The sequence below is a fragment of the Pseudomonas sp. LD120 genome, assembly GCF_009861525.1.
Taxonomy (GTDB): domain Bacteria; phylum Pseudomonadota; class Gammaproteobacteria; order Pseudomonadales; family Pseudomonadaceae; genus Aquipseudomonas.
On the sequence record NZ_WVHL01000005.1, the window covers coordinates 1,843,622 to 1,869,514 of the forward strand.

A 25,893-nucleotide genomic window follows, 5' to 3' on the forward strand; every position below is an offset into this window, starting at 1 on the left:
GACGGCGGTAAAAAGTCTGAAGCCCTCGCTGGATAGGTTTGTTTTTATAGAAGAGGGAGAGCGCCTTATATGTCAAAGTGCCACTACTCCGAAAGGCCTTGAATAGAGCCTTCTTCTTAAAACCGATGGCGTGTCGATGGATAAAAAAGGTGCGGGGGGGGCTCAGGCGCAACGGTCTGGTGGGGCTCACGCCGTGCTGCTGGCGGCCTACAGGTGAATCGATTAAGTTCGCCCAAGGGTGACTGTCGAGGGTTTTTATTGACCGAGCGGTCGGTTAAAAAAAATGACTGGCGGCCCGTAACGATTGCGGATCGCCAGTGGCCGGGAGCAAAAATGCGCTTCTCCTCAGGCGGTTTCACTGGCTAAGCTCAGGCACCGCAAAATTCCCGCAGAGGTCTTCTTATGCCGCAGTCATGGCCCGCCGCCGATATCGCTCGAATGATCCTTGATGGCTTCGACGACTATCGCGAGCACTTTCGCCAGATCACCGATGGTGCCCGGCAACGCTTCGAGCAGGCGCAGTGGCAGGAGGCACAGGCCGCTTCGGCGGCGCGGATCAATCTGTATGAGGACAAGGTCGGCGAAACCGTGGCCCGGCTGCATCAGACCTTCAATGACGGGGCGCTGATGGACGTCAGTCATTGGCCTCTGGTGAAGAGCGCCTACATCAGTCTGATCGACCTGCGTTTTGACGATGAACTGTCCGAGACTTGGTACAACTCGATCTTCTGTGGGTTGTTCAGTCATGACCTGATCAGCGATGGCTGCATGTTCATCCACACCACCCGGCCCAGCCTGCGCCGGGCCCGGGCCGCGCAGACCCGCACTTACAAGCCCCAGGGCAACCTGTCGGCGATGCTTGAACAAGTGTTTGCCGACTACCGTTTCAGCGCGGGTTACGCCGACCTGCCGGGCGACTTGCGGCGCCTTGAGGCGCAGCTCCGGGAGAACCTGCCGGACTGGGTGTGCAAGGACCCGGAACTGACCCTGGAGCTGTTCTCTTCGGTGCTGTATCGCAACAAGGGCGCCTACCTGGTGGGGCGCATCTTCACCCATGAAGAGCAGTGGCCGCTGGTGATCCCGCTGCTGCACCGCGAAGGCCGGGGCATCCAGATCGACGCCCTGATTACCGACGAGGCCGATGTCTCGATCATCTTCTCCTTCACTCGCTCGTACTTCATGGTGGATGTGCCGGTGCCGGCGGAATTCATCGGCTTTCTCAAGCGCATCCTGCCGGGCAAGCACATTGCCGAGCTGTACACCTCCATCGGCTTCTACAAGCACGGCAAGTCGGAGTTCTACCGCGCCCTGATCAACCACCTGGCCAGTACCGACGACCGTTTCATCATGGCCCCGGGGGTGCGCGGCATGGTCATGAGCGTGTTCACCTTGCCGGGCTTCAACACCGTGTTCAAGATCATCAAGGACCGTTTCTCGCCGTCGAAGAACGTCGACAGGGCCACGGTGATCGAGAAGTACCGGCTGGTGAAAAGCGTCGATCGGGTCGGGCGCATGGCCGACACCCAGGAGTTCGCCGATTTCCGCTTTCCCCTGAGCAAGTTCGACCCGGCGTGCCTTGAAGAACTGCTGGAAGTGGCGCCGTCCACCGTGGCAGTGGATGGCGACACCGTGCTGATTCGCCACTGCTGGACCGAGCGTCGCATGACCCCGCTCAATCTTTACCTGGAGCACGCCAATCCGGATCAGGTGCGCGAGGCCCTGGAGGATTACGGCCTGGCGATCAAGCAGTTGGCGGCGGCCAACATCTTCCCCGGTGACATGCTGCTGAAAAACTTCGGCGTCACCCGCCACGGTCGAGTGGTGTTCTACGACTACGACGAGATCTGCTTTCTCACCGAAGCCAACTTCCGCCACATTCCGGCGCCGCGCACCCCGGAAGATGAAATGGCGTCCGAACCCTGGTACTCCATCGGGCCTCAGGATGTGTTCCCCGAGGAGTTCCCGCCGTTCCTGTTCGCCGATGCCGGCCAGCGCAAGCTGTTCGACCAGTTGCACGGCGAACTGTACAACGCCGACTACTGGAAGGGCCTGCAAGAGGCGATTCGCGCCGGCAAAATCATCGATGTCTTCCCTTACCGGCGCAAAGGCCTGGAAGACGAATAAAAGTGCAGGAGCCGGCGTGCCGGCGAAGGCGTCCTCACGGGCCCCTTCACCGGCACGCCGGCTCCTACGTATTGCCTGGACTTTTCTGCGACAATCGCGGCCTGCCTAAATAGACGACATTTTGCGTACCTGATGACTTCTGAATCGCCTGCAATCGACCAACTGTTGAAAAATCTCGATCAAGCCATGCTCGCCGACCGCCACCGGTTGCGCCGGCAGTTGCTTGAACTGCGCAAGAAGCCCGACGAGGCCAAGCTCGCCCAGTGGCTGGAGCGGATGCAGGCGTCGTGCAACCTGGTGACGGCGCGGCGCGCGAGCGTGCCGCTGATCCGCTATGACGACAGCCTGCCGATCGCCGCCAAGCGCGACGAAATCAAGGACGCGCTGCTCAAGCATCAGGTGCTGATCATTGCCGGTGAGACCGGCTCGGGCAAAACCACCCAGTTGCCGAAGATCTGCCTGGAAATCGGTCGTGGCCAGCACGGCCTGATCGGCCATACCCAGCCCCGGCGGATCGCCGCCCGCAGCGTCGCCAGCCGAGTGGCCGAAGAACTGGCCACGCCCCTGGGGTCGCTGGTGGGCTACCAGGTGCGTTTCGAGGACCAGAGCGACGCCAGCACTCTGATCAAGCTGATGACCGACGGTATCCTGCTGGCGGAAACCCAGAACGATCGTTTTCTCGAACGCTACGACACGATCATCGTCGACGAGGCCCACGAGCGCAGCCTGAACATCGACTTCCTCCTTGGCTACCTCAAGACCCTGTTGCCACGGCGTCCGGACCTGAAGGTCATCATCACCTCGGCGACCATCGACCTGGAGCGCTTCTCCAAGCACTTCGATAACGCGCCGATCGTCGAAGTCTCCGGGCGCACCTTCCCGGTGGAAACCTGGTATCGGCCCTTGACCCTGGAACAGGACGAGGAGGGCAACCGGGTCGAGGACGACCTCACGGTGGATCAGGCGATCCTCGCCACCCTGGATGAAATCGCCGCCTACGAGCGCAGCGAACGCCGCAGCCCCGGAGACGTGCTGGTGTTCCTGCCCGGCGAGCGGGAGATCCGCGACGCCGCGGACATGCTGCGCAAGGCCCAGCTCAAGCACACCGAGATCCTGCCGCTGTATGCGCGCCTGTCGCCGGCGGAGCAGCAGCGGATCTTCCAGTCCCACCCGGGGCGGCGCGTGGTGCTGGCAACCAACGTCGCGGAAACCTCGCTGACCGTGCCGGGCATCCGCTACGTGATCGACAGCGGCACCGCGCGCATCAGCCGCTACAGCTACCGGGCCAAGGTCCAACGCCTGCCCATCGAGGCGATTTCCCAGGCCAGCGCCAACCAGCGCAAGGGCCGCTGCGGCCGGGTCGAACCAGGGATCTGTGTGCGCCTGTACAGCGAGGAGGATTTCCTCGGCCGGCCAGAGTTCACCGACCCGGAGATCCTGCGCACCAACCTGGCGGCGGTGATCCTGCAGATGCTCCATCTGCGCCTGGGCGAAATCACCGCGTTCCCCTTTATCGAGCCGCCGGATGGCAAGGCCATCAGCGACGGTTTCAACCTGCTGCAAGAACTCTCGGCGGTGGACCGCAACAGCCAGCTGACGCCCCTGGGCCGACAGTTGGCGCGCCTGCCGGTGGACCCGCGCATGGGCCGCATGCTGCTGGAAGCGGCCAGGCTCGGCAGCCTGCAGGAAGTGCTGATCGTCGCCAGTGCCATGTCGATCCAGGACCCCCGCGAACGCCCACCGGAGCGCCAGCAGGCCGCTGATCAGGCCCACGCGCAGTGGAAAGACGTGGACTCGGACTTCGCCGGGCTGGTCAATCTGTGGCGCGGCTTCGAAGAACAGCGCCAGGCCCTGACCGCCAGCCCACTGCGCAATTGGTGCCGCAAGAACTTCCTGAATTACCTGCGCCTGCGGGAATGGCGCGATTCGCACCGGCAACTGAGCCTGATCTGTCGCGACCTGCAACTGAGCCTGAACAAGGAACCGGCGGATTACCCGAAACTGCACAAGGCGGTCTTGGTTGGCCTCTTGAGCCAGATCGGCCAGAAGACCGAGGACGGCGACTACCTCGGTGCCCGTCAGCGGCGCTTCTGGATTCACCCGTCCTCGGGCTTGGGCAAGAAACGCCCGCAATGGCTGATGACCGCCGAGTTGGTGGAAACCACCAAGCTCTATGCGCGCATGGTGGCCAAGATCGAGCCGGACTGGATCGAGCCCCTGGCCGGCCACCTGGTGAAGAAAAACCACTTCGAGCCCCATTGGGAGAAGAAGCGCGGCCAGGTGGTGGCCTACGAGCAGATCACCCTGTTCGGGCTGATCGTGGTCGGCCGCCGGCCGGTGCATTACGGCCCGGTGGACCCGGTGGTGTCCCGCGAGCTGTTTATCCGCGAGGCCCTGGTGCGCGGCGAGATCCAGTCCAAGACCAAGTGTCTGACAGCCAATACCCAACTGCTGGAGCAGCTCGACGCCCTGGAGGCCAAGGCCCGGCGCCGCGACATCCTGGCAGACGAGGAAACCCTGTTCGCCTTCTACGATGAGCGCCTGCCGGCGGAGATCCATCAGACCGCGACCTTCGACAGTTGGTACCGGGTGCACAGCCAGAAGAACCCGCAGTTGCTGATCATGCGCGAGGAAGATGTGCTGGCCCGCGAGGCCAGCGAAGTCACCGCCAAGCAGTACCCGGACACCCTGCACATCGGCGACCTGGAACTGGCCCTGAGTTATCACTTCGAACCCAACCATCCCCGCGACGGCGTGACCCTGCGGGTGCCGGCGCCGCTGCTGCCGGCGCTGCCCGCCGAGCGACTGGAATGGCTGGTGCCGGGGCTGATCGAGGCCAAGTGCATTGCCCTGGTGCGCAACCTGCCCAAGGCCCTGCGCAAGAACTTCGTCCCGGTGCCGGACTTCGTCAAGGCGGCCTTGCAGCGCCTGGAATTTGCCGAAGGTTCGTTGCCCCAGGCCCTGGGCCGCGAGCTGCTGCGCATGACTGGCGCGCGGGTCAGCGATGAGGCCTGGAGCGAAGCCGAACAACAGGTGGAAAGCCACCTGCGGATGAACCTGGAAATCGTCGACGCCCAGGGCAAGTTCCTCGGCGAAGGCCGTGACCTGGCCGAACTGACCGCGCGGTTCGCCGAAGCCAGCCAGGCTGCCTTGGCAGTGCCGCAAACCGCCAAGAGCCAGCAGCCGGTGGAAGCCAAGGTGTTTGCCGCCGTCGCGCAAAAGACCCAGCAGAAGATCGCCGGGCTGTCGATGACGGTGTATCCGGCGTTGGTAGAGGAGGCCGGGACGGTCAAGGAAGGGCGTTTCTCCACCGCCGCCGAAGCCGAGTTCCAGCACCGCCGGGCCCTGCAGCGCCTGCTGTTGCAGCAACTGGCCGAACCGGCCAAGTTCCTGCGGGGCAAGTTGCCGGGGCTGACCGAGCTGGGCCTGCTGTACCGTGAATTGGGCCGGGTCGATGCGCTGGTGGAAGACATTCTGCTGGCCAGCCTCGACAGCTGCATCCTGGAAGGCGAAGCCAGCTTGCCCCGGGATGGCGCGGGGCTGGCCTCCCTGGCCGAGCGCAAGCGCGGCGCCTGGACCGAACATGCCGAGCGTCTGGCGCGCCTGACCCTGGAGATCCTCAAGCTCTGGCACGGCCTGCAAAAACGCTTCAAGGGCAAGATCGACCTGGCCCAGGCGGTGGCTCTCAATGACATCAAGTCGCAGTTGGCGAATCTGGTGTACCCGGGCTTTGTCCGGGAAACCCCGGCCCTGTGGCTCAAGGAACTGCCGCGCTACCTCAAGGCGGTGGAGCTGCGTTTCGAGAAACTCGGCAGCCAGGTGCAGAAGGACCGGGTCTGTAGCTCCGAGCTGGCCGGGCTGTGGAATCAGTACCAGAGTCGTGCGCAAAAGCATGCCCAGGAAGGCAAGCGCGACCGGCAACTGGAGCTGTATCGCTGGTGGCTGGAGGAGTACCGGGTGTCCCTGTTTGCCCAGCAACTGGGGACCAAGGTGCCGATATCCGACAAGCGTCTGAACAAGCAGTGGAGTCAGGTGGAGGCCTGACCCAACACCTCCTTAGGCGCTGGTTTGCCAGCGAAGGTGCGATCAAGGGCGATGCAAGGCTCAACCCGGTTCGTCGGCAAGCCGGCACCTACTGGGCGCGGCAATTGCGGCGAAATACCTGTGGTTATGGCAAACTCCGCCGTCATAAATGCCGGCCTCGGGTGCCTGTACGACAGGCTGCCCGGGCGAATCGGAATAAAGCGATGCCAGGAATGGCTCCCTCAGCGGGGGGCGTTCCTTTACGGTTTGGTACGACAGTGCCAATACCTTCTGCCTCATCACACTAGAGGAACGACCGTGCATAACGTCGTCATCAGCGGCACCGGCCTGTTTACCCCGGCCAACAGTATTTCCAACGAAGAGCTGGTGGAGTCTTTCAACACCTACGTCCAGCAGTTCAACAGCGACAACGCCGCTGCCATCGAACGGGGCGAAGTGCAGGCCCTGACCGAATCCAACGCCGCCTTCATCGAAAAAGCCTCCGGGATCAAGAGCCGCTTCGTCATGGACAAAGACGGCATTCTTGATCCGCAGCGCATGGTTCCGAACCTCGCGGAGCGCTCCAACGACGAGTGGTCGGTGCTCTGCCAGATGGCCGTGGCCGCGGCTGAACAGGCCCTGCAACGGGCCGGCAAGACCGCCGCCGACATCGACGGGGTGATCGTCGCCTGCTCCAACCTGCAGCGCGCCTACCCGGCCATCGCCATCGAAGTCCAGGCCGCCCTGGGCATCCAGGGCTTTGGTTTCGACATGAACGTGGCCTGCTCTTCGGCAACCTTCGGCATCCAGGCTGCTTGCAACAGCGTGCAACTGGGCCAGGCCCGGGCGATCCTGATGGTCAACCCGGAAGTCTGCACCGGGCACCTGAACTTCCGTGACCGCGACAGCCACTTCATCTTCGGCGACGCCGCCACCGCAGTGATCATCGAACGGGCCGACCTGGCCACCTCCAAGCACCAGTTCGAGATCGTCAGCACCAAGCTGCTGACCCAGTTCTCCAACAACATCCGCAACAACTTCGGCTTCCTCAACCGCGCGGCGCAAGAGGGCATCGGTGCGCGGGACAAGCTGTTCGTCCAGGAAGGCCGCAAGGTATTCCGTGATGTGTGCCCGATGGTGGCCGAGCTGATCGCGGCGCACCTGGAAGAAAACCAGCTCAATGTCGGCGACGTGAAGCGCTTCTGGCTGCACCAGGCCAACCTCAGCATGAACCACCTGATCGTCAAGAAACTGCTGGGCCGCGAAGCCACGGTAGAAGAGGCGCCGGTGATTCTCGACACTTACGCCAACACCAGTTCGGCAGGCTCGGTGATTGCCTTCCACAAGTACCAGGACGATCTGGCCGGCGGCGATCTGGCAGTGCTCAGTTCCTTTGGTGCGGGTTATTCCATCGGTAGCGTCCTGCTACGCAAACGTTGATCTAGGCTGATCGGGGTGTGGCGCAGGGCTGCATTCAGGCGTCACACCCCCTCACACCTGCATGATTGAACGAGGCACGAATGGCTGCTGCTGATGACACGCAACTGCTAGAGCGCCTGTTGGCGGGCGAACAAAAAGCTTTCAAGGAACTGGTCAGTACCTACCAGAGTGCCATGCGCGCGGTGGCGTATGCGATTGTCGGCAACCGGCACGCCGACGAAGTAGTGCAGGACGCCTGGCTCTCGGTGGTACGCAACCTGTCAGGGTTTCAGGGGCGTTCCAGCCTCAAGACCTGGCTGTTGACCATCACGGCCAACGCGGCCAAGGGCCGTTATAAGCAGAATCGTCGGGAGGTGTTGCTCGATGATCTGCCGGCCCCCCACGGCACCGTGGGCGATGAGCGATTTTCTTCCAGCGACGGCCATTGGCTGGTGGCGCCATTCGCCTGGCACGAAGACACCCCCGAAGCCCTGTTGACCGAAGCGGAACTGCGCGACTGCCTGGAACACACCCTGCTCAGCCTTTCGGAGTTGCAAAGCAGCGTTTTGCTGCTGCGCGAACGCCAGGGCCTGGAGCTGGAAGAGATCTGTAATCTTTTGAGCCTTACGCTCTCCAATGTTCGGGTGCTATTGCACCGGGCACGTTTGAAGGTCTTCGCTACCGTGGAGCATTTTGAGGAAACCGGCCAATGCTGACTTGTAAGGAACAGGTGGCACGATCCAGCGATTATCTCGATGGTCAATTGAGCGTTCGCGAGCGTTTGATGATGCGTCATCACTTGCTGTTCTGCCCCAATTGCCGGCGTTTCATTCGTCAGATGCGTCTGTTGCAGGCCACCGTGCGGCTGATGCCGGAAAAACCTGTCGAGGGAGTGGACGCCTTGGCCGAGCGCCTGGCGACGCAACTGCGCAAGGACCGTCCTTGAGGGGGGAAACAGGCCAGCGTGAGTGCAACGAACGGATGATGGGGATCGTCGCCCCACGCCAGACTGTTGAGCCCTGCAAACGATGCCCGCAGCTTTCACGCGCATCGTTTGAGGTGGATTGCCTGGTCGCTTAGAACTTCGCTTCTGCGTCCAACTGCAAGGTATTGGTGTTGGCGTCGCGCTGAGTGCGGCTGGAGAAATCAGCCTTGGTCAGGAAGTAGGTCGCGCCGAGGGCGAAGTTCTTGTCGATGTCGTAGCCGACCTTGAACTTGTGACCGCGCGCGCCGGTGGTGCCGTTGGCGAAGTCGGAGTCGGTGAAGGCACCGACCACGGCATTGCGCTGCACGTCACGATAGTTGTAGTCGAGGTTGAAACCGAAGACTTTCGACTTGGCCCCCAGCAGCCAGGCGGTGTCCTGATCGTTCACCGCATCGTTGTTCTTCACGTACTGACCGTAGAACGACAGCGGCATCGGCAGGCCGCCGATGTCGATCTGGCTGAAACCTTCGTACAGGCGGAACTGGTTGTCGGCCGAGTTGCCGTTGACTGCCAGGGCACAGGGCGTGGACGAACCGGTGCAACGGCTGTCCTTGTCGTTCTGGTAGGCATACACGCTGCCGCCGACGGTCAGTTTCAGGTTGTCGCTGAGGGCGAAGCGGCTACCCAACTGGCCGGAAGTCAGGCGCAGGTCATGGCGGAACTGCACGCCTTCGCCGTCGACGTTGTCCTTGAGGGAGTAGTTACCCAGGCTACCGAACAGTTCGGCGCTGCTGCCCAGCGGGTATTTGTAGGTGACCGCCAGACCTTCAGGGTTGATGTCACCGTCCCAGATCACGTCGCCCATGCTGACCCAGGGTTGCAGCATCTTGCCGCCGATCACGTGCAGGTTCTTCACCGCGTCCGGGTGATAGTCGATGTAGCCCAAGTCCAACCAGATCTGCTTCTTGTCGAAGTAGTCGTTCTGGTCCTGGTTGGTGGAGCGGGCATCGTCGCCGCCGCCGGTGGCGATACGAATACCGGTGTCTACCTGTGGGTTGATTTCGCTATAGGCGCCCAGGCGGGCGCGGATGCGCTGACGATTCTTGTCCCGACCACCGTTGTTGGGTTCGCCATCGATCTTGATGGTTTCCTGGCGCACGCGGACGTCACCTTTGAACTGCGTCTTGGCGGCCCAGGCCAGTTTCTGGTTGAAGGCGCTCATTTCGTTGGCCTTCTTGGTGGCCGCTGCGACTTGTTCGTTGGTCTCTTGCTGCGCTTGCTGGGCTATTTGCTGAGCCTTTTGATCCTTGGCCAGTTCGGCTTGCAGCTCAACGTACTGCGTCTGGGAAATCGAGCCGTTGGCCTTGAGCATGTCCAGCAGTTTGGCGTCGACCGCGGCACTGGCGGGAACACTCATGGCCAGTAACAGGCCGCCACACAGGGCTGCCGCAGTTTTCGTGGAAGCAAGGCGCATAGCAATCTCCGGAAATAAGAGCGGATGGCTTAAACATCCTGGGCACAACCGACCCGCGAGGGTCGGAAAACAGTGATCGGGTAGAACCCGGCGTTCTAAAAACAGGCGCCAGTATCACGATGGTTTATGACAGAACGATGGCGAAGTAATGGCGTGCAGATGACGGTGCGAGACCGGGCCTGAGCCCTTGTCCGAGCCTCTGTCTGGGGTGTTGTCGGTGGTGTGCGGCGGCGATCACCTGGTGTTCAGAAACGCGGTGTCGTGGCAGAAGATCGGAGCGGTGGGGGGGGCGGGGTGCTTGGTTTGAACTGGGTCTCAGAGCTTCAGCGCTCAGGTCTCAGGGCTCAGGGCGGTCAGGCGTCAGGGGCAGGTGGTCTCCTGCAGGTACAGCCACTGCACCGAGTCGTCCCGGACCCGGATGAGCGCCAGTGACAGGCGCGAGGTCTGGCTCTGATTCAGGTGATGGGTTTCCTTGTAGCGGATCGCCGCGCTCTGGCCCTCCTGCCACAGGCAGTGCAGGTCGCTGATGCTGATTTCCAGCCCGGCGCGGGTGCCCAGCGCGCCGCGAAACAGCAGCTCCACCTGTTCCCGGCCCACCAGCGCGCCGCTGGTGGTCACCATCTGGAAGTCCTCGGCGAACACTGGCAGCAATTGCTCGATGCAGGCCGCGCCATCCCCTTGTTGATCGGTGAACACGCGGTGAATCAGTTGATGAATCCAGTGCACGCTGTACTGCGCCTGTTTAATGATCGAGTTGGGCATGGGAGACCTTTTGTGTGGGGAGGGTGTTCAGGGCCAGCAGCGGCAGTAGGCCGGCGAGCGCTGCCAGGAGCAGGCTCAGGTGATAGGCCGCGAGGGCGTCCAGGTCGCTGAGCAGCAGGTTGTAAAGCATCAGCAGCGAGGCCGCGCCAACGCTGAAGGCCACCTGCCGGTTGATGTTCCAGATCACGCTGGCCTTGTGCGTGTCGCTGCCGCTGAAGTCCAGCAGCGCAGTGGTCTGGGCGGTGTTGGCGCCAGCGCCGCCGCCCAGGCCCATCAGTAGATAAGCCAGCAGCATCCACGACAGGTCGGATGTCGACTCGACGGCGCACAGGGTCGCGATGCCGGTGCTGTGCAGCATCAGGGCAATGGCGAATAGGCGTCGGGCGCCGACACGGTTGTAGAAACGCCCGCAGGTCAGCATCGCCAGCAGGGCGCCGGCGGCATACAGCAGCATGAACAGGCCGCTGTGTTGCGCACTCAGGTGCAGGTTGTCTTGAAGGAAGAACAGGCTCAGCAGGTTGACCCCGGTGAAGATCCCGGGAATCGCGTAGTAAATCGCCACGGACAGGCTCAGGCGCGGATGTCTCAGCAGTCGCAGGTCGAGGATGGGCTGTGCGCATCGCTGGCCATGTCGCCGGTACAGTACGGCGAACAGCAGGCCCATGGTCAGGCAGAGCAGTGCCGGGTAGGCCGGATAGCCGCTGCCATACAACGACATGCCTAGCAGCAGACCGCCCAGGCTGACGCTCACCAGCAGCAGGCCGCGCAGATCCGGCGGGGGCGGCTGCGCCCCGCGCTCACGGCCGATCCAGCACCACGACAACAACGCCGCCAACAACGACAGCGGCACGCTGGCGAAGAACACCCAACGCCAGGAACTGTGGTCGACAATCGCTCCGCCCAGTGTGGGCGACAGTGCTGGGGCCAACAGCGCGACGGCCATGATCAGGGTCGAGATTCGTGCCCGTTGCGGGCCCTGGAACAGGTTGAAGGTCAGCGCCTGGCCCAGGGGGATCAGCAGGCCGCCGGCCATGCCCTGCAGCAGTCGCCAGAACACCAGCCAGAGGAAGTCGTCGGCCAGCCCGCAGAGCAGGGCCGCGCCACTGAACAGCAGCATCGAGGCGCTGAGGATCTCCCGGCTGCCGAAGCGTCCTGCCAGCCAGGTGCTGATGGGAATCACCAGGGTCAGGCCGAGAATGTAGGCGTTGGCGACCCAGGCCACGCTGGCGCTGGAGACCTGCCAGTGCGCGGCGATGCTCGGCAGGGCCACCGCCGACATGAAGATATTCACGCAGTCGATAAAGAACCCGAGAAGAAATACCACCGCCACCTTGTATCTGTAGGTCATGCCGCCTCCGTTTTGCCCGCAGCTTAGGGAGGCTGGGCGGAGACTGTCGAGGTGCCTATACTTGACGCATTGTTTAACAGGATTTGACAGTGAGCGAGACCTTTCACGGCCAACTGCACCGGGTGCAGACCTTTCTCGCGGTGGTGGACTTTGGCTCCTACACCCGCGCTGCGCAGTACCTGGGCATTAGCAAGGCCATGGCCAGCCTGCATATCAAGGCGCTGGAGCAGGCCCTGGCCAGCACCTTGCTGATCCGCACCACGCGGCATATCGCCCTGACGGAAAGCGGCCAGGACCTGTATGACGAATTCAAGGGGATTGTCGCCAATATCGATACTGCCTTTGACAACGTGCTGCACGGACGCAACCGGGTCAGCGGCAAGTTGCGCATCAGCTCCACGGCGGAGTACGCAGAGACCTTCGTGCTGCCGATCCTGCCGTTGTTCACCGCGCGCTACCCCGAGGTGCGCCTGAGTTATCACTTCAACTCGTCGCTCAATGACCTGGTGGCGGAAAAGCTCGATCTGGTGATTCGCCTCGGCCACCTGCCGGACTCGGGGTTCAAGGGGCGCAAGCTGGCGGATTACGCCATTGCCCTGGTGGCCAGTCCAGCGCTGCTCGAGGGCCGGGAGTTGCAGCAGATCGAGGACCTGAGCGCATTGCCGTGGATCGGCAACAGCAATCTGGCGGGACCGCCCAGTTGGACCTTCAATCATCCGCGTCGGGGCGAGGTGGAGGTGCGGGTCAACCCCGGGCACGAATCCAACTCGGCGACGGCGATTCGCGCCCTGGCCCTGGCCGGCCTGGGGCTGGCGGTGCTGCCGGAGTGGATGATCCTCGACGACCTGGGCAGCGGCCGCCTGGTGCGGGTGCTGCCGAAGTACGGCCTGGCCACGCAGCCGGTGCATGTGCTGTTTCCCAACAGCGCCCACCTGCCGCGCAAATCCCGGGTGTTCATCGATTTTCTCGCCGAACACCTGGGGCATTGAGGGGGGCAGGATGCTGGCGGTTTCGGTGAGTCCGGGGATGGAGGATACTCGCCGGGTCGTTCGATCTGAATTCCGGGGACCCCCATGCCGCTGCAATCCTTGAACAGTCTGTCTGCCGTCGATCCTGTGCAATGGGATGGCCTGCTCAAGGACGGGCAACCCTTTGTCCGTCACGCCTTTCTCAGTGCCCTGGAAGACAGCGCCAGCCTCGGCCCGCGCTCGGGCTGGCAGGCCGAGCACCTGCTGCATGTGGAGGACGGCCGCCTGCTGGCGGCGCTGCCCAGCTATCGCAAATGGCATTCCTACGGTGAATACGTGTTCGATCACGGCTGGGCCGATGCCTGCGCGCGGGCCGGGATCGACTATTACCCCAAGCTGCTGACCGCGGTGCCGTTCAGCCCAGTCAGTGGCGCGCGGGTGCTGGCGGCGACCCAGGCGGATGCCTTCGAGCTGTTGAAAAGCCTGCCCGGCCACCTGGAGCTCGAAGGGCTTTCCAGTGCCCATATCAACTTCACCGACGCCTTCAGCGATCAGGCCCTGGAACAGCAACCGGGCTGGTTGCAGCGCCTGGGCTGTCAGTTCCATTGGCAGAATCGCGGTTATCGGGACTTTCAGGACTTTCTCGATGCTCTGAGTTCGCGCAAGCGCAAGCAGATGCGCAAGGAACGCGAGCAGGTCGCGGGGCAGGGCTTTGATTTCCAGTGGTTCGAAGGCCATGAGCTGGACGAGGCGCAATGGGATTTCGTCTATGCCTGCTACACCAACACCTATGCGGTACGGCGGCAGTCGCCGTACCTGACCCGGGCGTTTTTCAGCCTACTGGCCGAGCGCATGCCTGAGGCGATTCGCGTGGTCCTGGCCAAGCAGGGCACACGCTCGGTGGCCATGGCTTTTAGTCTGGTGGGTGGCGACAGTTTTTACGGGCGCTACTGGGGCTGCCTGGCGGAGTTCGACCGCCTGCATTTTGAGACCTGTTTCTATCAGGGCATGGAATACGCCATTGCCTACGGGCTGCAGCGCTTTGACGCTGGGGCCCAGGGCGAACACAAGCTGATTCGCGGCTTCGAGCCGGTGATCACCCGTTCCTGGCACTACCTGCGCCACCCAGGGCTGAATGCCGCGGTAAAGGATTTCCTGCAACAGGAGCGCAGCGGAATACGCGCCTATGCCGAGGAGGCGAGGGGCGCTTTGCCTTATCGGCAGGCGTGACCCTCGCCACCTTGCGTCAGTCGTCTTCCTTGCCCAGCCAGCGATAGACCACGCCGCCGATCACCGCGCCGAGGATCGGCGCCAGCCAGAACATCCAGAGCTGTTGCAGTGCCCAGCCGCCGACGATCAGTGCCGGCCCCGTGCTGCGAGCCGGGTTAACCGAGGTGTTGGTCACCGGGATCGAGATCAGGTGGATCAGGGTCAGGGCCAGACCGATGGCGATCGGCGCCAGCCCCGCCGGGGCGCGTTTGTCGGTGGCGCCGAGGATGATCACCACGAACATCCCGGTCATCACCAGTTCGCAGACCAAGCCTGCCGCCATGGAGTAGCCGCCGGGGGAGTGTTCGCCGTAGCCGTTGGCGGCCAGCCCCGAGGCCAGCTCGAAGCCCGGCTTACCGCTGGCGATGAAGTACAGCAGCGCTGCCGCGATCACCCCGCCGATGACCTGAGCGACGATGTAGGCCGGCAGTTCCCTGGCCGGAAAGCGCCCACCCACCACCAGCCCCACGGACACGGCGGGGTTCAAGTGGCAACCGGAGATATGGCCGATGGCAAAGGCCATGGTCAGCACCGTTAGGCCGAACGCCAGAGCAACGCCTAGCAGGCCGATACCAACATTGGGGAAGGCCGCCGCGAGTACGGCACTGCCGCAACCGCCCAAGACCAGCCAGAACGTACCGAGCAACTCAGTGACCGAGCGTTTGAACAAAGACATGAGCAAGTCCTTGATAGGTCAACCTATCAACGCGATACAGCTGTTATGCATCCCGCAGGTTAACTACAGGTTCCGCTCCGGAACCTAGGGTCAGTACAGCAGGCTTTCGGCGCAATTCCACTCGTCCATGAAAAACGCCAGCCCCCTGAAACCGTGGCTCTGACGCTCAGTGCAGCCACTTTCTGTGGCGCATCACACCTTCGCCGCTGCCGCAGGCTGCGACCGGCCCCAAGGGGCACAAAAATCCTGAGGGTTTCAGGGGGCGACGGTTGATCGCCAAGCAAGGTCCCGCGGGCCCTTGCGCAGCTTCGCAAGCTCAGCAGCGGCTTCAGGCCAAGGTCGATCCGGGATTTGTGCCGCTGCCGCAGGCTGCGAGGGGCTGCGAAGGAGGTGGGCCATGGGGGTTGCTAAAGGTCCCATAGACCTTGGCGTAGCCTCGCGAGCCCGTCCGCTACAGGGCGCGCGCCGGGCTTTTTGCCGCTGCTGAAGGCTACAATCGGCACCGCAGGGGCCGCAGAACCGGGGTCTGCGGTGCGCCAGGTAAATCACGCTGGGCGCCTTGCGCGTCCTGCGGACTTGATCGCAGCCTGCGGCAGCGGCATGTCAGTCGATGCCCACAAACCCTCCGGTCTGGTGCTGCCACAAGCGTGCGTACAGACCACCGTGGGCCAGCAGTTCGGCGTGGGTGCCGGTTTCGGCGATGCACCCCTGTTCCAGGACCACCAGGCGGTCCATGCGGGCGATGGTGGAGAGGCGGTGGGCGATGGCGATCACGGTCTTGCCCTGCATCAGGGTTTCCAGGCTTTCCTGGATCGCTGCTTCGACCTCCGAGTCCAGGGCCGAGGTGGCTTCGTCCATGATCAGGATCGGTGCGTCCTTGAGCAGGACCCGGGCAATGGCGATGCGCTGGCGCTGGCCGCCGGACAGTTTGACCCCGCGTTCGCCAACGTGGGCATCGAAGCCGGTGCGGCCCTGAGCGTCGGAAAGCTGCGGGATGAACTCGTCGGCCCGGGCCTTGCGCACCGCTTCCCAGAGCTCCTCGTCGGTGGCATCGGGGCGGCCGTAAAGCAGGTTGTCACGGATCGAGCGGTGCAGCAGCGAGGTGTCCTGGGTGATCATGCCGATGCGCTCGCGCAGGCTTTCCTGGGTCACCTCGGCGATGTTCTGGCCGTCGATGAGGATCTGCCCGTCCTGCAGGTCGTACAGGCGCAGCAACAAGTTGACCAGGGTTGACTTGCCGGCCCCGGACGGGCCGATCAGGCCGATCTTCTCCCCGGGACGGATGTCCAGGTTGAGGTCGCTGATGACCTTGTTGGCCTTGCCGTAATGGAACTCCACATGCTCGAAGCGCACGCCGCCCTTGGCCACCGCCAACTTCGGCGCCTGTTCGCGGTCGGTGAGTTGCAGCGGCTGGGCGATGGTCTTGAGGCCGTCCTCGACCATGCCGATGTTCTCGAAGATGCCGTTGATCACCCACATGATCCAGCCGGACATGTTGACGATGCGGATCACCAGGCCGGTGGCCAGGGCGATGGCCCCGGCGCTGATCAGCGACTGGCTCCACAGCCACAGGGCCAGCCCCGTGGTGCTGACGATCAGCAGGCCGTTGAGGCTGGTGATGGTCACGTCCATGGCGGTGACCACGCGCCCGGCCAGCTGGCTTTTCTCGGTCTGCTCGGCAATGGCTTCGCGGGCGTAGCTCTGTTCGAAATGGGTGTGGGCGAAGAGCTTGAGGGTGGTGATGTTGGTGTAGCCGTCGACGATCCGCCCCATGAGTTTGGAGCGGGCGTCGGAGGCGTCCACCGAGCGCTTCTGGATGCGTGGCACGAAATAGTGCATGGCCCCAATGAAGCCGGCGATCCACAGCAATAGCGGAATCATCAGGCGCCAGTCGGCGTCGGCGAACAGCACCAGGGAACCTATGGCGTAGATGGTCACGTGCCACAGGGCGTCGATCACCTGCACTGAGGAGTCCTGCAGCGAATAGCCGGTCTGCATGATGCGCTGGGCGATGCGCCCGGCGAAGTCGTTCTGGAAGAAGTTCAGGCTCTGGCGCAGCACGTAGCTGTGGTTCTGCCAGCGGATCAGGCTGGTCATGCCGGGGTTGATGGTCTGGTGCATCAAGAGGTCGTGCAGGCCCACCATCAGCGGCCGGAACAGCAAGGCCACCACCGCCATCCAGGCCAGCTCCAGGCCGTGGTCGGTGAATACCTGGACGCTGGGCGTGCCCTGGGCCAGGTCGATGATGGTGCTCAGGTAGCTGAACAGCGAGACCTCGATCAGGGCCACGAACAGGCCCACCACCAGCAGGGCGACAAAGCTGGGCCAGACTTGCTTGATGTAGTGGAAGTAGAACGGCAGGACCCGGTTGGGCGGGGTGGCGCTGGGGGCGTCGCGAAAGATATCGATCAGTTGTTCAAAACGACGAAAGAGCATGGGGGTCTTGAAGCCCGGGGCACGGGCTCTCCTGTTCAGAAAGCGGACGGGGCGCCGGGTGGGGCGCCGCCGTCGGGACAGGCTGGCGGATTCAGTCGATGCGCTTGGCCGACTTGATCAGCACCGGGTCCACAGGCACGTTTTGCATGCCTTGCTTGGTGGTGGTCTGGGAATTGACGATCTGGTCCACCACGTCCATGCCGCTCACCACCTTGGCGAACACCGCGTAGCCGGCGTCGCGGCCCGGGTCGAGGAAGGCGTTGTCGGCAACGTTGATGAAGAACTGGCTGGTGGCCGAGTTGGGGTTCGACGTGCGGGCCATGGACAGGGTGCCGCGTACGTTATGCAGGCCGTTGCTGGCTTCGTTCTTGATCGGGTCGCGGGTGCTTTTTTGTACCATCTGCGGAGTGAAGCCACCGCCCTGGACCATGAACCCCGGGATCACCCGGTGGAAGATGGTGTTGGTGTAGAAGCCGCTGTCGACGTAGTCGAGGAAGTTCTTGCTGGAGATCGGTGCCTTGACCGGGTCCAGTTCGACTTCGATCTTGCCGAAACTGGTGTCCAGCAGAACGTGGGGCGCCTTGGCCGGTTGCGCGGCCATCAGGTTGGCCGCGAACAGTACGGAGCCGGCGACGAGGGCAATTTTTTTCAGCATGGTTCAGTGATCCTGGGTGGTGGTGTCGACTGTGGTTATGAAGTCCAACAGGGTTTGGTTGAAGCGCTGCGGCTGGTCCAGCGGGGTGGCGTGACGGGAATCCTCGATCACCACCAGCCGCGCATCCGGCAGCAGTTTGACATAAGCCTCTTTGACCGCCACCGGGGTGTAGTCGCGGTCGGCGCTGACGATCAGGGTTGGACAGGTGATACGGCCCAGACGTTCCTGCACCCCCCAGCCGACAATGGCGTCGAAGCTGGCGAGATAAGCACGTTTGTCGTTTTTTGCCCAGCGCTCGGCCATCTTTTGCCGCAGTTCACCCTGCTCCGGCTTGGGAAACAGGCGCGGCCCCAGGGCCTGGCCGATGGTGGCCGGGCTCAATACCCGGGCCAGGCTCCAGCGCTTGAACCACTGCCAGTAGTCATTGGCACTGCGCACCTTGACCTCGGGAGCGCTGTTGACGATGCACAGGCTCTTGAGCAACTGCGGCTGATCCACGCCCAGCTGGAAGCCGATCATGCCGCCCATGGACAGCCCGACATAGTGCGTGGGCCCCAGGTTCAGATGCTCGATCAACGCCACGATGTCGGCGCTGAAGCCCGGGATGCTGTAGCGCTCCCGAGGTTTGTCGGAGCGCCCGTGGCCGCGGATGTCCGGGATGATCAGCCGGTAGCGGGGCGACAGCTCGGGGATCTGCTTTTCCCAGTCCTGAGCGCTGGAGCCCAGGCCGTGAACCAGTAGCAGGGGCTCGCCCCGGCCGTATTCCTCGTAGTGCAGGGTACAACCTTCATGCTCGAAATAGGCCATGGCAGAACTCCTGTTCTGGTGGTGGGGGCGTCAGGCTTGCTCGGGGGCGGCAAAGGGCGCGTCCAGGGGCGCGGTGTCGAAGGTGCGCAGCAGTTCCACGAGGATCTGCGTGGCCGGGCCCAGGGGTTTGTCCTTGTTGGAATAGAGGAAGAAGGTCGGATGGCGACTGCCGCCCTGGTCCAGAGGCAGGACCTTGAGCAGGCCTTCGCGCAGCTCCCGTTCGATCAGGTGCCGGGGCAGCCAGGCAAAGCCCAGGCCGTTGCTGACGAAGGTCGCGGCGGTGGCCAGGCTGCCCACGGTCCAGCGTTGTTCGGCGCCGAGCCAGCCCACATCCCGCGGCTGCTGGCGGCCGGAGTCGCGGATCACCACCTGCAACTGGCTTTCCAGGTCCTGGAAGTGCAATTCCCGTTGCAGGCGGTGCAGGGGGTGTTCCGGGTGGGCCACGGCGACGAACTCCACCGAACTCATCTCGGTGCCCAGGTAGCCGGGAATGTTGAAGCCGCTGATGGCCAGGTCGGCCACCCCTTCGAGCAGCACCTCCTCGACCCCGGACAGTACTTCTTCGCGCAAGCGCACGCGGCAGCCGCGGCTTTGCGGCATGAAGGCGGTCAGGGCGCGCACCAGGCGCGCGTTGGGGTAGGCGGCGTCCACCACCAGTCGCACTTCGGCTTCCCAGCCTTGCTCCATGTGGTGGGCCAGGTCTTCCAGTTGGCTGGCCTGCTTGACCAGTTGCCGGGAGCGACGCAGCAGCACGCCGCCGGCCTCGGTGAGCACCGCCTTGCGGCCATCGATGCGCAGCAGCGGCACGCCGAGCTGGTCCTGCATGCGCGCCACGGTGTAGCTGACCGAGGATTGCGAGCGGTGCAGGGCTTCCGCCGCTTGAGCGAAGCCGCCGTGATCGACCACGGCCTGCAGAGTGCGCCATTGATCCAGGGTCACGCGGGGCGCTTTCATGAGGGGCTCCTCTTGTCCTAAGCTGGCGCTCCTTATTGGAGACTGCCGAATGAGAAAATTCTGTTGTGTGTTGCTGGCTATGTTGCCCTTGAGCGCCTGGGCCTATCCCATTGATGTGCAGAAGCAGTTGAACGGGTTGAGCATCGATTACACCGCGTACGACACCGATGTGGACATCGGCTCCATTGAACTGAACAACTTCGGCAGCACCGATGCCGTGTGCTCGGTGGTGTTTCGCAACGGCCCCGAGGCGCCGCGCACCCGCAAAGTGGAGGTCGTCGCTGGCAAGAGCAAGAACGTCACTGTCAAGTTCAATCGCAAGATCATCAAGTTACGCCTGGACCTGAGCTGCCAGGCCAAATGAGCGAAACCGGGGGTGGCACGGCGTATCGTGCTATTGCCGGCTCCGCTTATAAACGAATTTATTGATTGGTTATAGCAGTTATTTGCGCTTTTTCATCGATATCACTCTGTTTAATCTGCGCTCCATCGACTTACGCATACCCCGATGGAGGCTTCAGCCATGTCCCGCGTCCTGATCATTGAAAGCAGCGCCCGCCAGCAAGATTCCGTATCCCGGCAACTGACCCAGAGTTTCATCCAGCAATGGCAGGTCGCCCACCCTGGCGACTCGATCATGGTCCGCGACCTGGCCCGCCACCCGGTGCCGCACCTGGACGCCAACCTGCTGGGGGGCTGGATGAAACCCGCCGAGCAACGCAGTGCCGCCGAGCAGCAGTCCCTTGAGCGTTCCAATGAGTTGACCGAAGAGTTGCTGGCCGCCGACGTTCTGGTGCTGGCTGCGCCCATGTACAACTTCGCCATTCCCAGCACCCTCAAGGCCTGGCTAGACCATGTACTGCGTGCCGGGGTGACCTTCAAGTACACCGACACCGGTCCACAAGGCCTGCTCACCGGCAAGCGCGCCTACGTGCTCACTGCTCGCGGTGGCATCTACGCCGGCAGCAGCGCCGATCACCAGGAACCCTACCTGCGCCAGGTCATGGGCTTCATCGGTATCCACGACGTTGAGTTCATCCACGCCGAAGGCCTGAACCTGGGCGGCGACTTCCACGAGAAGGGCCTGAACCAGGCCAACGCCAAGCTGGCCCAGGTCGCCTGAGCCTCGGCTCGCGACCTGATGCCGCGGCGCTGGCGCTGATCCGCGACGCGCCTATCAGCGTCGTTAATCCGCAGATAATCCCCTGATGTTCAAGTAGCCCTTGCGGATCCCCTTCAAGCTGGTTCGCGCATCGAACCTCCCTTTGCACTGGTTGCTCCTTCAGTGCCGCCGCCCGATTGCACGCCTAGCGAGATCGGGCTTTTTTTTGTCCGGTGATTTCATCTGCGGGCGCAAAACCTTTATCGTCGCCGCCATTCAAGACGAGGCGCATATGGGCTATCTACTTTTTGTCACCCTGATCCAGGCGTTTTCCTTCAGCCTGATCGGTGAATACCTGGCCGGGCATGTTGACAGTTACTTCGCGGTGCTGGTGCGAGTACTGCTGGCGGGGCTGGTGTTCATTCCGTTGACCCGCTGGCGTAGGGTGGAGCCTGCCTTCATGCGCGGCATGCTGCTGATCGGCGCGCTGCAGTTCGGCATCACCTACGTGTGCCTGTACCTGAGCTTCCGGGTGCTGACGGTACCGGAGGTGCTGTTGTTCACCATCCTCACACCCTTGCACGTGACCCTGATCGAAGACGCCCTGAACCGGCGCTTCAATCCCTGGGGGTTGCTGGCGGCGCTGGTGGCGGTGGCGGGCGCGGTAGTGATTCGCTACGACAGCGTCAACCCGGACTTCTTCATGGGCTTTTTGCTGCTGCAACTGGCCAACTTCACCTATGCCGCCGGGCAAGTGCTGTACAAGCGGCTGGTGGCGCGCCATCCCAGCGACGATCCCCATTACCGGCGTTTCGGCTACTTCTACCTGGGGGCGCTGCTGGTGGTCCTGCCGGCGTTCCTGCTGTTCGGCAAGGCTCACTTTCTTCCGGATGCGCCGCTGCAGTGGGCGGTGCTGCTGTTTCTCGGGCTGGTGTCCACGGCATTGGGGATGTACTGGTGGAACAAGGGCGCGTGCCTGGTGAACGGTGCCACGCTGGCGGTGATGAACAACTTGCATGTGCCGCTGGGGCTGCTGGTCAACCTGCTGATCTGGAACCAGCATGAAGACCTGGGGCGCTTGTTGCTGGGCGGGTTGGTGATTCTGGGGGCGGTATGGATCAGCCGCCGCAGCTCTACGGTGCTGGCGACTCGCTGAGGCAGCGATCCAGGGGCGGATGCTGGCGGCGCTGCTGGGTTCGTTGTAGCCGCTGCCGAAGGCTGCGACCAAGTCCGCAGGACTCGCTAGGCGGCCGCCGTGTTTACCAGACGAGCCGCGGACACAGGTTTTACGGCCCTTGTGGGGCCGATCGTCCGAACGCGGCCCGAACCTGTGGCAGCGGCTACCGCTTAAAGTGCGTGTGTCTCCGGCTGGGGAATATGGCTGGCGCCCAGCACCGCGGGCAGCAAGCCGGCCCGCAGGTCGGTGCCGCAGGGTTGCTGATACAGGTTCAGACCGAACTCCGGCATCACCGCCAGCAGGTAATCGAAGATATCCCCCTGGATCCGCTCGTAATCGAGCCAGTCGGTGGTGCGGGTGAAGCAGTAGATCTCCAGGGGAATGCCCTGGGCCGTGGTCTGCATCTGGCGCACCATGCAGGTCATGTTCGGCTGGATCTCCGGATGGCTCTTCAGGTACGCCAGGGCATAGGCGCGGAAAGTGCCCAGGTTGGTCATGCGCCGGCGATTGGCCGACAGCTCGGCGACATTGCCTTGAGCTTCGTTCCAGCTTTTCAGCTCGGTCTGCTTGCGTCCGATGTAGTCGGTGAGCAAGCGCACCTTGCTCAGCCGCGCTTCCTCGGCGTCATGCAAAAAACGCACGCCACTGGCATCGATGTACAGGCTGCGCTTGATCCGCCGGCCGCCGGATTGCTGCATGCCGCGCCAGTTCTTGAACGATTCGGACATCAAGCGCCAGGTCGGAATGGAAACAATGGTCTTGTCGAAGTTTTGCACCTTGACCGTGTGCAGGGTGATGTCCACTACATCGCCGTCGGCGCCGACCTGAGGCATTTCGATCCAGTCGCCGACCCGCAGCATGTCGTTGCTGGTCAACTGCACGCTGGCGACGAAAGACAGCAGGGTATCCTTGTAGACCAACAGGATCACCGCCGACATGGCACCCAGACCGGACAGCAGCAACAGCGGCGAGCGGTCGATCAGAGTGGCGACGATGATGATCGCGCCAAATATGTACAGCACCATTTTCGCCAGTTGCACGTAGCCCTTGATCGAGCGGGTACGGGCGTGTTCGGTGCGCGCGTAGATGTCCAGCAGGGCATTGAGCAGGGCGCTCAGGGCCAGGAGCTGGAACAGGATGGTGAAGGCCATGGCCAGGTTGCTGAGGAACAGCATGCCGGTCTTGCTCAGTTCGGGCACCAGATGCAGGCCGAACTGAATCACCAGGGACGGGGTCATCTGCGCCAGGCGGTGAAACACTTTGTTGTGGCGCAGGTCATTGAGCCAATGCAGGGCCGGCTGGCGCCCCAGTAGCCTGACGCCGTGCAGGATCAGGTAGCGAGCCACTCGCCCGAGCACCAGGGCGATCACCAGTAATAAGGCCAGAGCAATGCCGGTATGCAGCATCGGGTGTTGATCGAGGGCTCCCCAGAGATCCTGGGTATTGAGCCAGAGCTGTTTGAAATCCATGGGCTAAAACGATTCTTCTATAAGGTACAAGAGAGCGATTAGAGCATTTAACCCTGGGAAAGTTACGCTTAAGGACAAATCGGTTAACAAAAAAACAACTCTTTACCGCCGTTTGCACAAAGAAACTCGGCCTTCGCGCTCGAAACCGTTACCCTATGCAGCTGTTTTTTTGCATATCTTCGAGGTAGCACCCGTGTTTTCCCAATTCGCCCTGCACGAACGCCTGCTCAAAGCCGTGGCCGAGCTTAAATTTGTCGAGCCGACGCCGGTGCAAGCAGCGGCTATTCCGCTCGCGCTGCAAGGGCGTGACCTGCGGGTGACGGCACAGACCGGTAGCGGTAAGACCGCGGCCTTTGTCCTGCCAATCCTCCATCGCCTGATCGGCCCGGCGAAGATCCGCGTCAGCATCAAGACCCTGATCCTGCTGCCAACCCGGGAACTGGCCCAGCAGACCTTGAAAGAAGTCGAGCGGTTCTCCCAGTTCACCTTCATCAAGTCCGGCCTGATCACCGGCGGTGAAGACTTCAAGGTTCAGGCTGCCATGTTGCGCAAAGTGCCGGACATCCTCATCGGCACCCCGGGGCGCATGCTGGAGCAGCTCAACGCCGGCAACCTGGACCTCAAAGAAGTCGAAGTGCTGGTGCTCGACGAAGCCGACCGCATGCTCGACATGGGCTTTGCCGAAGACGTGCAGCGCCTGGTGGACGAATGCCCGAACCGCCAGCAGACCATGCTGTTCTCCGCCACCACCGGCGGCTCCGGCCTACGCGAAATGGTTGCCAAGGTCCTCAACAACCCTGAGCACCTGCAACTCAACAGTGTCAGCCAGCTGAACGAAACCACCCGTCAGCAGATCATCACCGCCGACCACAACCAGCACAAAGAACAGATCGTCAACTGGCTGCTGGCCAACGAGACCTACCAGAAGGCCATCGTCTTCACCAACACCCGGGCCATGGCCGACCGCATCTACGGCCGCCTGGTGGCGCAGGATTACAAGGCTTTCGTCCTGCACGGCGAGAAGGACCAGAAGGACCGCAAGCTGGCCATCGACCGCCTGAAGCAGGGCGGGGTCAAGATCCTCGTGGCCACCGACGTCGCCGCCCGTGGCCTGGACGTCGACGGCCTGGACCTGGTGATCAACTTCGACATGCCGCGCAGCGGTGACGAATACGTGCACCGCATCGGTCGTACTGGCCGTGCTGGCAACGATGGCCTGGCCATCTCGTTGATCTGCCACGGCGACTGGAACCTGATGTCGAGCATCGAGCGCTACCTCAAGCAGAGCTTCGAGCGCCGCACCATCAAGGAAGTCAAAGGCACCTACAGCGGCCCGAAAAAGGTCAAGGCGTCCGGCAAGGCCGTTGGCGTGAAGAAGAAAAAGACCGACGCCAAGGGCGACAAGAAAAAGTCCGTGGCCAAGGCCCCGACCAAGCGCAAGACCGCCAACCGGCCGAAAAGCGACAGCCTGGTCAGCCAGGACGGTCTGGCGCCGCTCAAGCGCCGCAAGCCACAGGCGCCGGCTGCTGAATAAAACCGCCGCCAGCGGTAAACGAAAAACCCGGACTTGGTCCGGGTTTTTTTGGGCTGGCTTTCAGAGCTACTCCGGGCCTCGATGGCTCAACTGGCCTTGGGTTTCTCCACATGCCCTGGCTGGGCCTGCAGATCGATCCCCAAGGCATGAATGACCTTCAAGACGGTGTCGAATCGCGGTTTTGAGCCCGGGGCAAAAGCCTTGTACAGGCTTTCCCGGCCCATCCCGGCATCCCGGGCAATCTGGGACATGCCCCGAGCTTTGGCTACGTAGCCGATGGCTCGAAGAAACTCCTCGGTATCACCGTCGGCCAGCACTTGTGACAGGTATTCTGCGATGGCCTGGTCGCTGTCCAGCAACTCGGCCATGTCGAAGTGGGTCAATATCTGGGTCATGTTGAAAGGTCCTTTGCCAATATCTTTGCCCGGCGAATGTCCGCGTCTTGAGAGGATTTGTCCCCGCCTGCCAGCAACACAATGATCGCGCCGCCACGCAGGGTGAAGTACAGCCGATACCCGGGACCCACGTCCACGCGCAGTTCCGAAATACCTTCTCCCACGGATTTCACATCCCCCAGATTGCCTGTTGCGGGCGATCGATGCGGCGGGCAATGGAGATTTTTGCGCACAAGTCCTTCAGCGATGAGTGCCATCTGGCAAAGGACTGGGTTTGCTGGATGAGATATTTCATGCAGCAAACGTATCCATTTGGATACGTTTTGGCAAGAGGGGTAGCGCGGACTCGACTCGGGCTTTTTCTCGGTGTGGGCCA

At 62.6% G+C, this 25,893-nt stretch carries 21 protein-coding genes and 1 pseudogene; 11 read left to right on the forward strand and 11 right to left on the reverse strand.

Annotated elements, in window-relative coordinates; all coding sequences use genetic code 11:
* The first annotated feature begins 402 nt into the window (after positions 1-402).
* The 5 genes from aceK to PLD_RS22805 all read left to right on the forward strand — a co-directional run bounded on the left by aceK (position 403) and on the right by PLD_RS22805 (position 8,512).
* Positions 403-2,124 (forward strand): bifunctional isocitrate dehydrogenase kinase/phosphatase, encoded by a 1,722-nt coding sequence (aceK, locus tag PLD_RS22785; RefSeq protein ID WP_159896761.1) that lies wholly within the window; start codon positions 403-405, stop codon positions 2,122-2,124.
* A gap of 132 nt (positions 2,125-2,256) precedes the next feature.
* Positions 2,257-6,168 (forward strand): ATP-dependent RNA helicase HrpA, encoded by a 3,912-nt coding sequence (hrpA, locus tag PLD_RS22790; protein WP_159896763.1) that lies wholly within the window; start codon positions 2,257-2,259, stop codon positions 6,166-6,168.
* Positions 6,169-6,465: 297 nt separating this feature from the next.
* Positions 6,466-7,587 (forward strand): beta-ketoacyl-ACP synthase III, encoded by a 1,122-nt coding sequence (locus PLD_RS22795; RefSeq protein WP_159896765.1) that lies wholly within the window; start codon positions 6,466-6,468, stop codon positions 7,585-7,587.
* Between the two features lie 80 nt (positions 7,588-7,667).
* Complete coding sequence (locus PLD_RS22800; protein ID WP_159896767.1) at positions 7,668-8,282, forward strand: RNA polymerase sigma factor; 615 nt, start codon at positions 7,668-7,670, stop codon at positions 8,280-8,282.
* Positions 8,276-8,512, forward strand: a complete 237-nt coding sequence (locus tag PLD_RS22805) for an anti-sigma factor (protein WP_159896769.1) — start codon at positions 8,276-8,278, stop codon at positions 8,510-8,512. Before PLD_RS22800 ends, PLD_RS22805 begins: the two co-directional genes overlap by 7 nt.
* A gap of 130 nt (positions 8,513-8,642) precedes the next feature.
* Here the strand turns inward: PLD_RS22805 and PLD_RS22810 are convergent, their stop codons facing one another.
* The 3 genes from PLD_RS22810 to PLD_RS22820 all read right to left on the reverse strand — a co-directional run bounded on the left by PLD_RS22810 (position 8,643) and on the right by PLD_RS22820 (position 12,075).
* Positions 8,643-9,965, reverse strand: coding sequence for a putative porin (locus PLD_RS22810; protein ID WP_159896771.1), 1,323 nt, complete (start codon positions 9,963-9,965; stop codon positions 8,643-8,645).
* A 360-nt stretch (positions 9,966-10,325) separates the two neighbouring features.
* Positions 10,326-10,727, reverse strand: a complete 402-nt coding sequence (locus PLD_RS22815; RefSeq protein WP_159896773.1) for a hypothetical protein — start codon at positions 10,725-10,727, stop codon at positions 10,326-10,328.
* The gene (locus PLD_RS22820) at positions 10,708-12,075 is read right to left on the reverse strand and encodes an MFS transporter (RefSeq protein WP_159896775.1); all 1,368 of its coding nucleotides are present in this window, start codon (positions 12,073-12,075) and stop codon (positions 10,708-10,710) included. Before PLD_RS22820 ends, PLD_RS22815 begins: the two co-directional genes overlap by 20 nt.
* A gap of 83 nt (positions 12,076-12,158) precedes the next feature.
* Here PLD_RS22820 and PLD_RS22825 point away from each other — a divergent pair, with 83 nt between their 5' ends.
* Together PLD_RS22825 and PLD_RS22830 are read left to right on the forward strand one after the other, a co-directional pair.
* Positions 12,159-13,064, forward strand: coding sequence for a LysR family transcriptional regulator (locus tag PLD_RS22825; protein ID WP_159896777.1), 906 nt, complete (start codon positions 12,159-12,161; stop codon positions 13,062-13,064).
* A gap of 84 nt (positions 13,065-13,148) precedes the next feature.
* Positions 13,149-14,273, forward strand: a complete 1,125-nt coding sequence (locus PLD_RS22830) for a GNAT family N-acetyltransferase (RefSeq protein WP_159896779.1) — start codon at positions 13,149-13,151, stop codon at positions 14,271-14,273.
* Positions 14,274-14,289: 16 nt separating this feature from the next.
* On the opposite strand, the gene aqpZ is transcribed toward PLD_RS22830, so the two are convergent.
* The 5 genes from aqpZ to PLD_RS22855 all read right to left on the reverse strand — a co-directional run bounded on the left by aqpZ (position 14,290) and on the right by PLD_RS22855 (position 19,840).
* Positions 14,290-14,988 (reverse strand): aquaporin Z, encoded by a 699-nt coding sequence (gene aqpZ, locus PLD_RS22835; RefSeq protein WP_159896781.1) that lies wholly within the window; start codon positions 14,986-14,988, stop codon positions 14,290-14,292.
* 603 nt (positions 14,989-15,591) lie between these two features.
* Positions 15,592-17,424 (reverse strand): ABC transporter ATP-binding protein, encoded by a 1,833-nt coding sequence (locus tag PLD_RS22840; RefSeq protein WP_159896783.1) that lies wholly within the window; start codon positions 17,422-17,424, stop codon positions 15,592-15,594.
* Between the two features lie 91 nt (positions 17,425-17,515).
* Complete coding sequence (locus PLD_RS22845) at positions 17,516-18,079, reverse strand: peptidylprolyl isomerase (RefSeq protein WP_159896785.1); 564 nt, start codon at positions 18,077-18,079, stop codon at positions 17,516-17,518.
* A gap of 3 nt (positions 18,080-18,082) precedes the next feature.
* On the reverse strand, positions 18,083-18,886 hold the full coding sequence (locus PLD_RS22850; protein ID WP_159896787.1) for an alpha/beta fold hydrolase: 804 nt from the start codon (positions 18,884-18,886) through the stop codon (positions 18,083-18,085).
* 30 nt (positions 18,887-18,916) lie between these two features.
* Positions 18,917-19,840 (reverse strand): LysR family transcriptional regulator, encoded by a 924-nt coding sequence (locus PLD_RS22855; protein ID WP_159896789.1) that lies wholly within the window; start codon positions 19,838-19,840, stop codon positions 18,917-18,919.
* A gap of 49 nt (positions 19,841-19,889) precedes the next feature.
* On the opposite strand from PLD_RS22855, the gene PLD_RS22860 reads away from it, so the two are divergent.
* The 3 genes from PLD_RS22860 (at position 19,890) to PLD_RS22870 (ending at position 22,098) form a co-directional block, all read left to right on the forward strand.
* The gene (locus tag PLD_RS22860) at positions 19,890-20,204 is read left to right on the forward strand and encodes a 3-phosphoglycerate kinase (protein ID WP_159896791.1); all 315 of its coding nucleotides are present in this window, start codon (positions 19,890-19,892) and stop codon (positions 20,202-20,204) included.
* A gap of 159 nt (positions 20,205-20,363) precedes the next feature.
* Positions 20,364-20,963, forward strand: a complete 600-nt coding sequence (locus PLD_RS22865) for an FMN-dependent NADH-azoreductase (RefSeq protein ID WP_159896793.1) — start codon at positions 20,364-20,366, stop codon at positions 20,961-20,963.
* 271 nt (positions 20,964-21,234) lie between these two features.
* Positions 21,235-22,098, forward strand: coding sequence for a carboxylate/amino acid/amine transporter (locus PLD_RS22870; RefSeq protein WP_159896795.1), 864 nt, complete (start codon positions 21,235-21,237; stop codon positions 22,096-22,098).
* Between the two features lie 191 nt (positions 22,099-22,289).
* On the opposite strand, the gene PLD_RS22875 is transcribed toward PLD_RS22870, so the two are convergent.
* Positions 22,290-23,588: a mechanosensitive ion channel family protein gene (locus PLD_RS22875; protein WP_159896797.1), complete on the reverse strand. Its 1,299-nt coding sequence runs from the start codon at positions 23,586-23,588 to the stop codon at positions 22,290-22,292.
* 193 nt (positions 23,589-23,781) lie between these two features.
* On the opposite strand from PLD_RS22875, the gene PLD_RS22880 reads away from it, so the two are divergent.
* The gene (locus PLD_RS22880) at positions 23,782-25,122 is read left to right on the forward strand and encodes a DEAD/DEAH box helicase (protein ID WP_159896800.1); all 1,341 of its coding nucleotides are present in this window, start codon (positions 23,782-23,784) and stop codon (positions 25,120-25,122) included.
* Positions 25,123-25,208: 86 nt separating this feature from the next.
* Here the strand turns inward: PLD_RS22880 and PLD_RS22885 are convergent, their stop codons facing one another.
* Positions 25,209-25,517: an addiction module antidote protein gene (locus PLD_RS22885; RefSeq protein ID WP_103741196.1), complete on the reverse strand. Its 309-nt coding sequence runs from the start codon at positions 25,515-25,517 to the stop codon at positions 25,209-25,211.
* Positions 25,514-25,812: pseudogene (locus tag PLD_RS22890) on the reverse strand (type II toxin-antitoxin system RelE/ParE family toxin). Before PLD_RS22890 ends, PLD_RS22885 begins: the two are co-directional and overlap by 4 nt.
* Positions 25,813-25,893 lie beyond the last annotated feature (81 nt).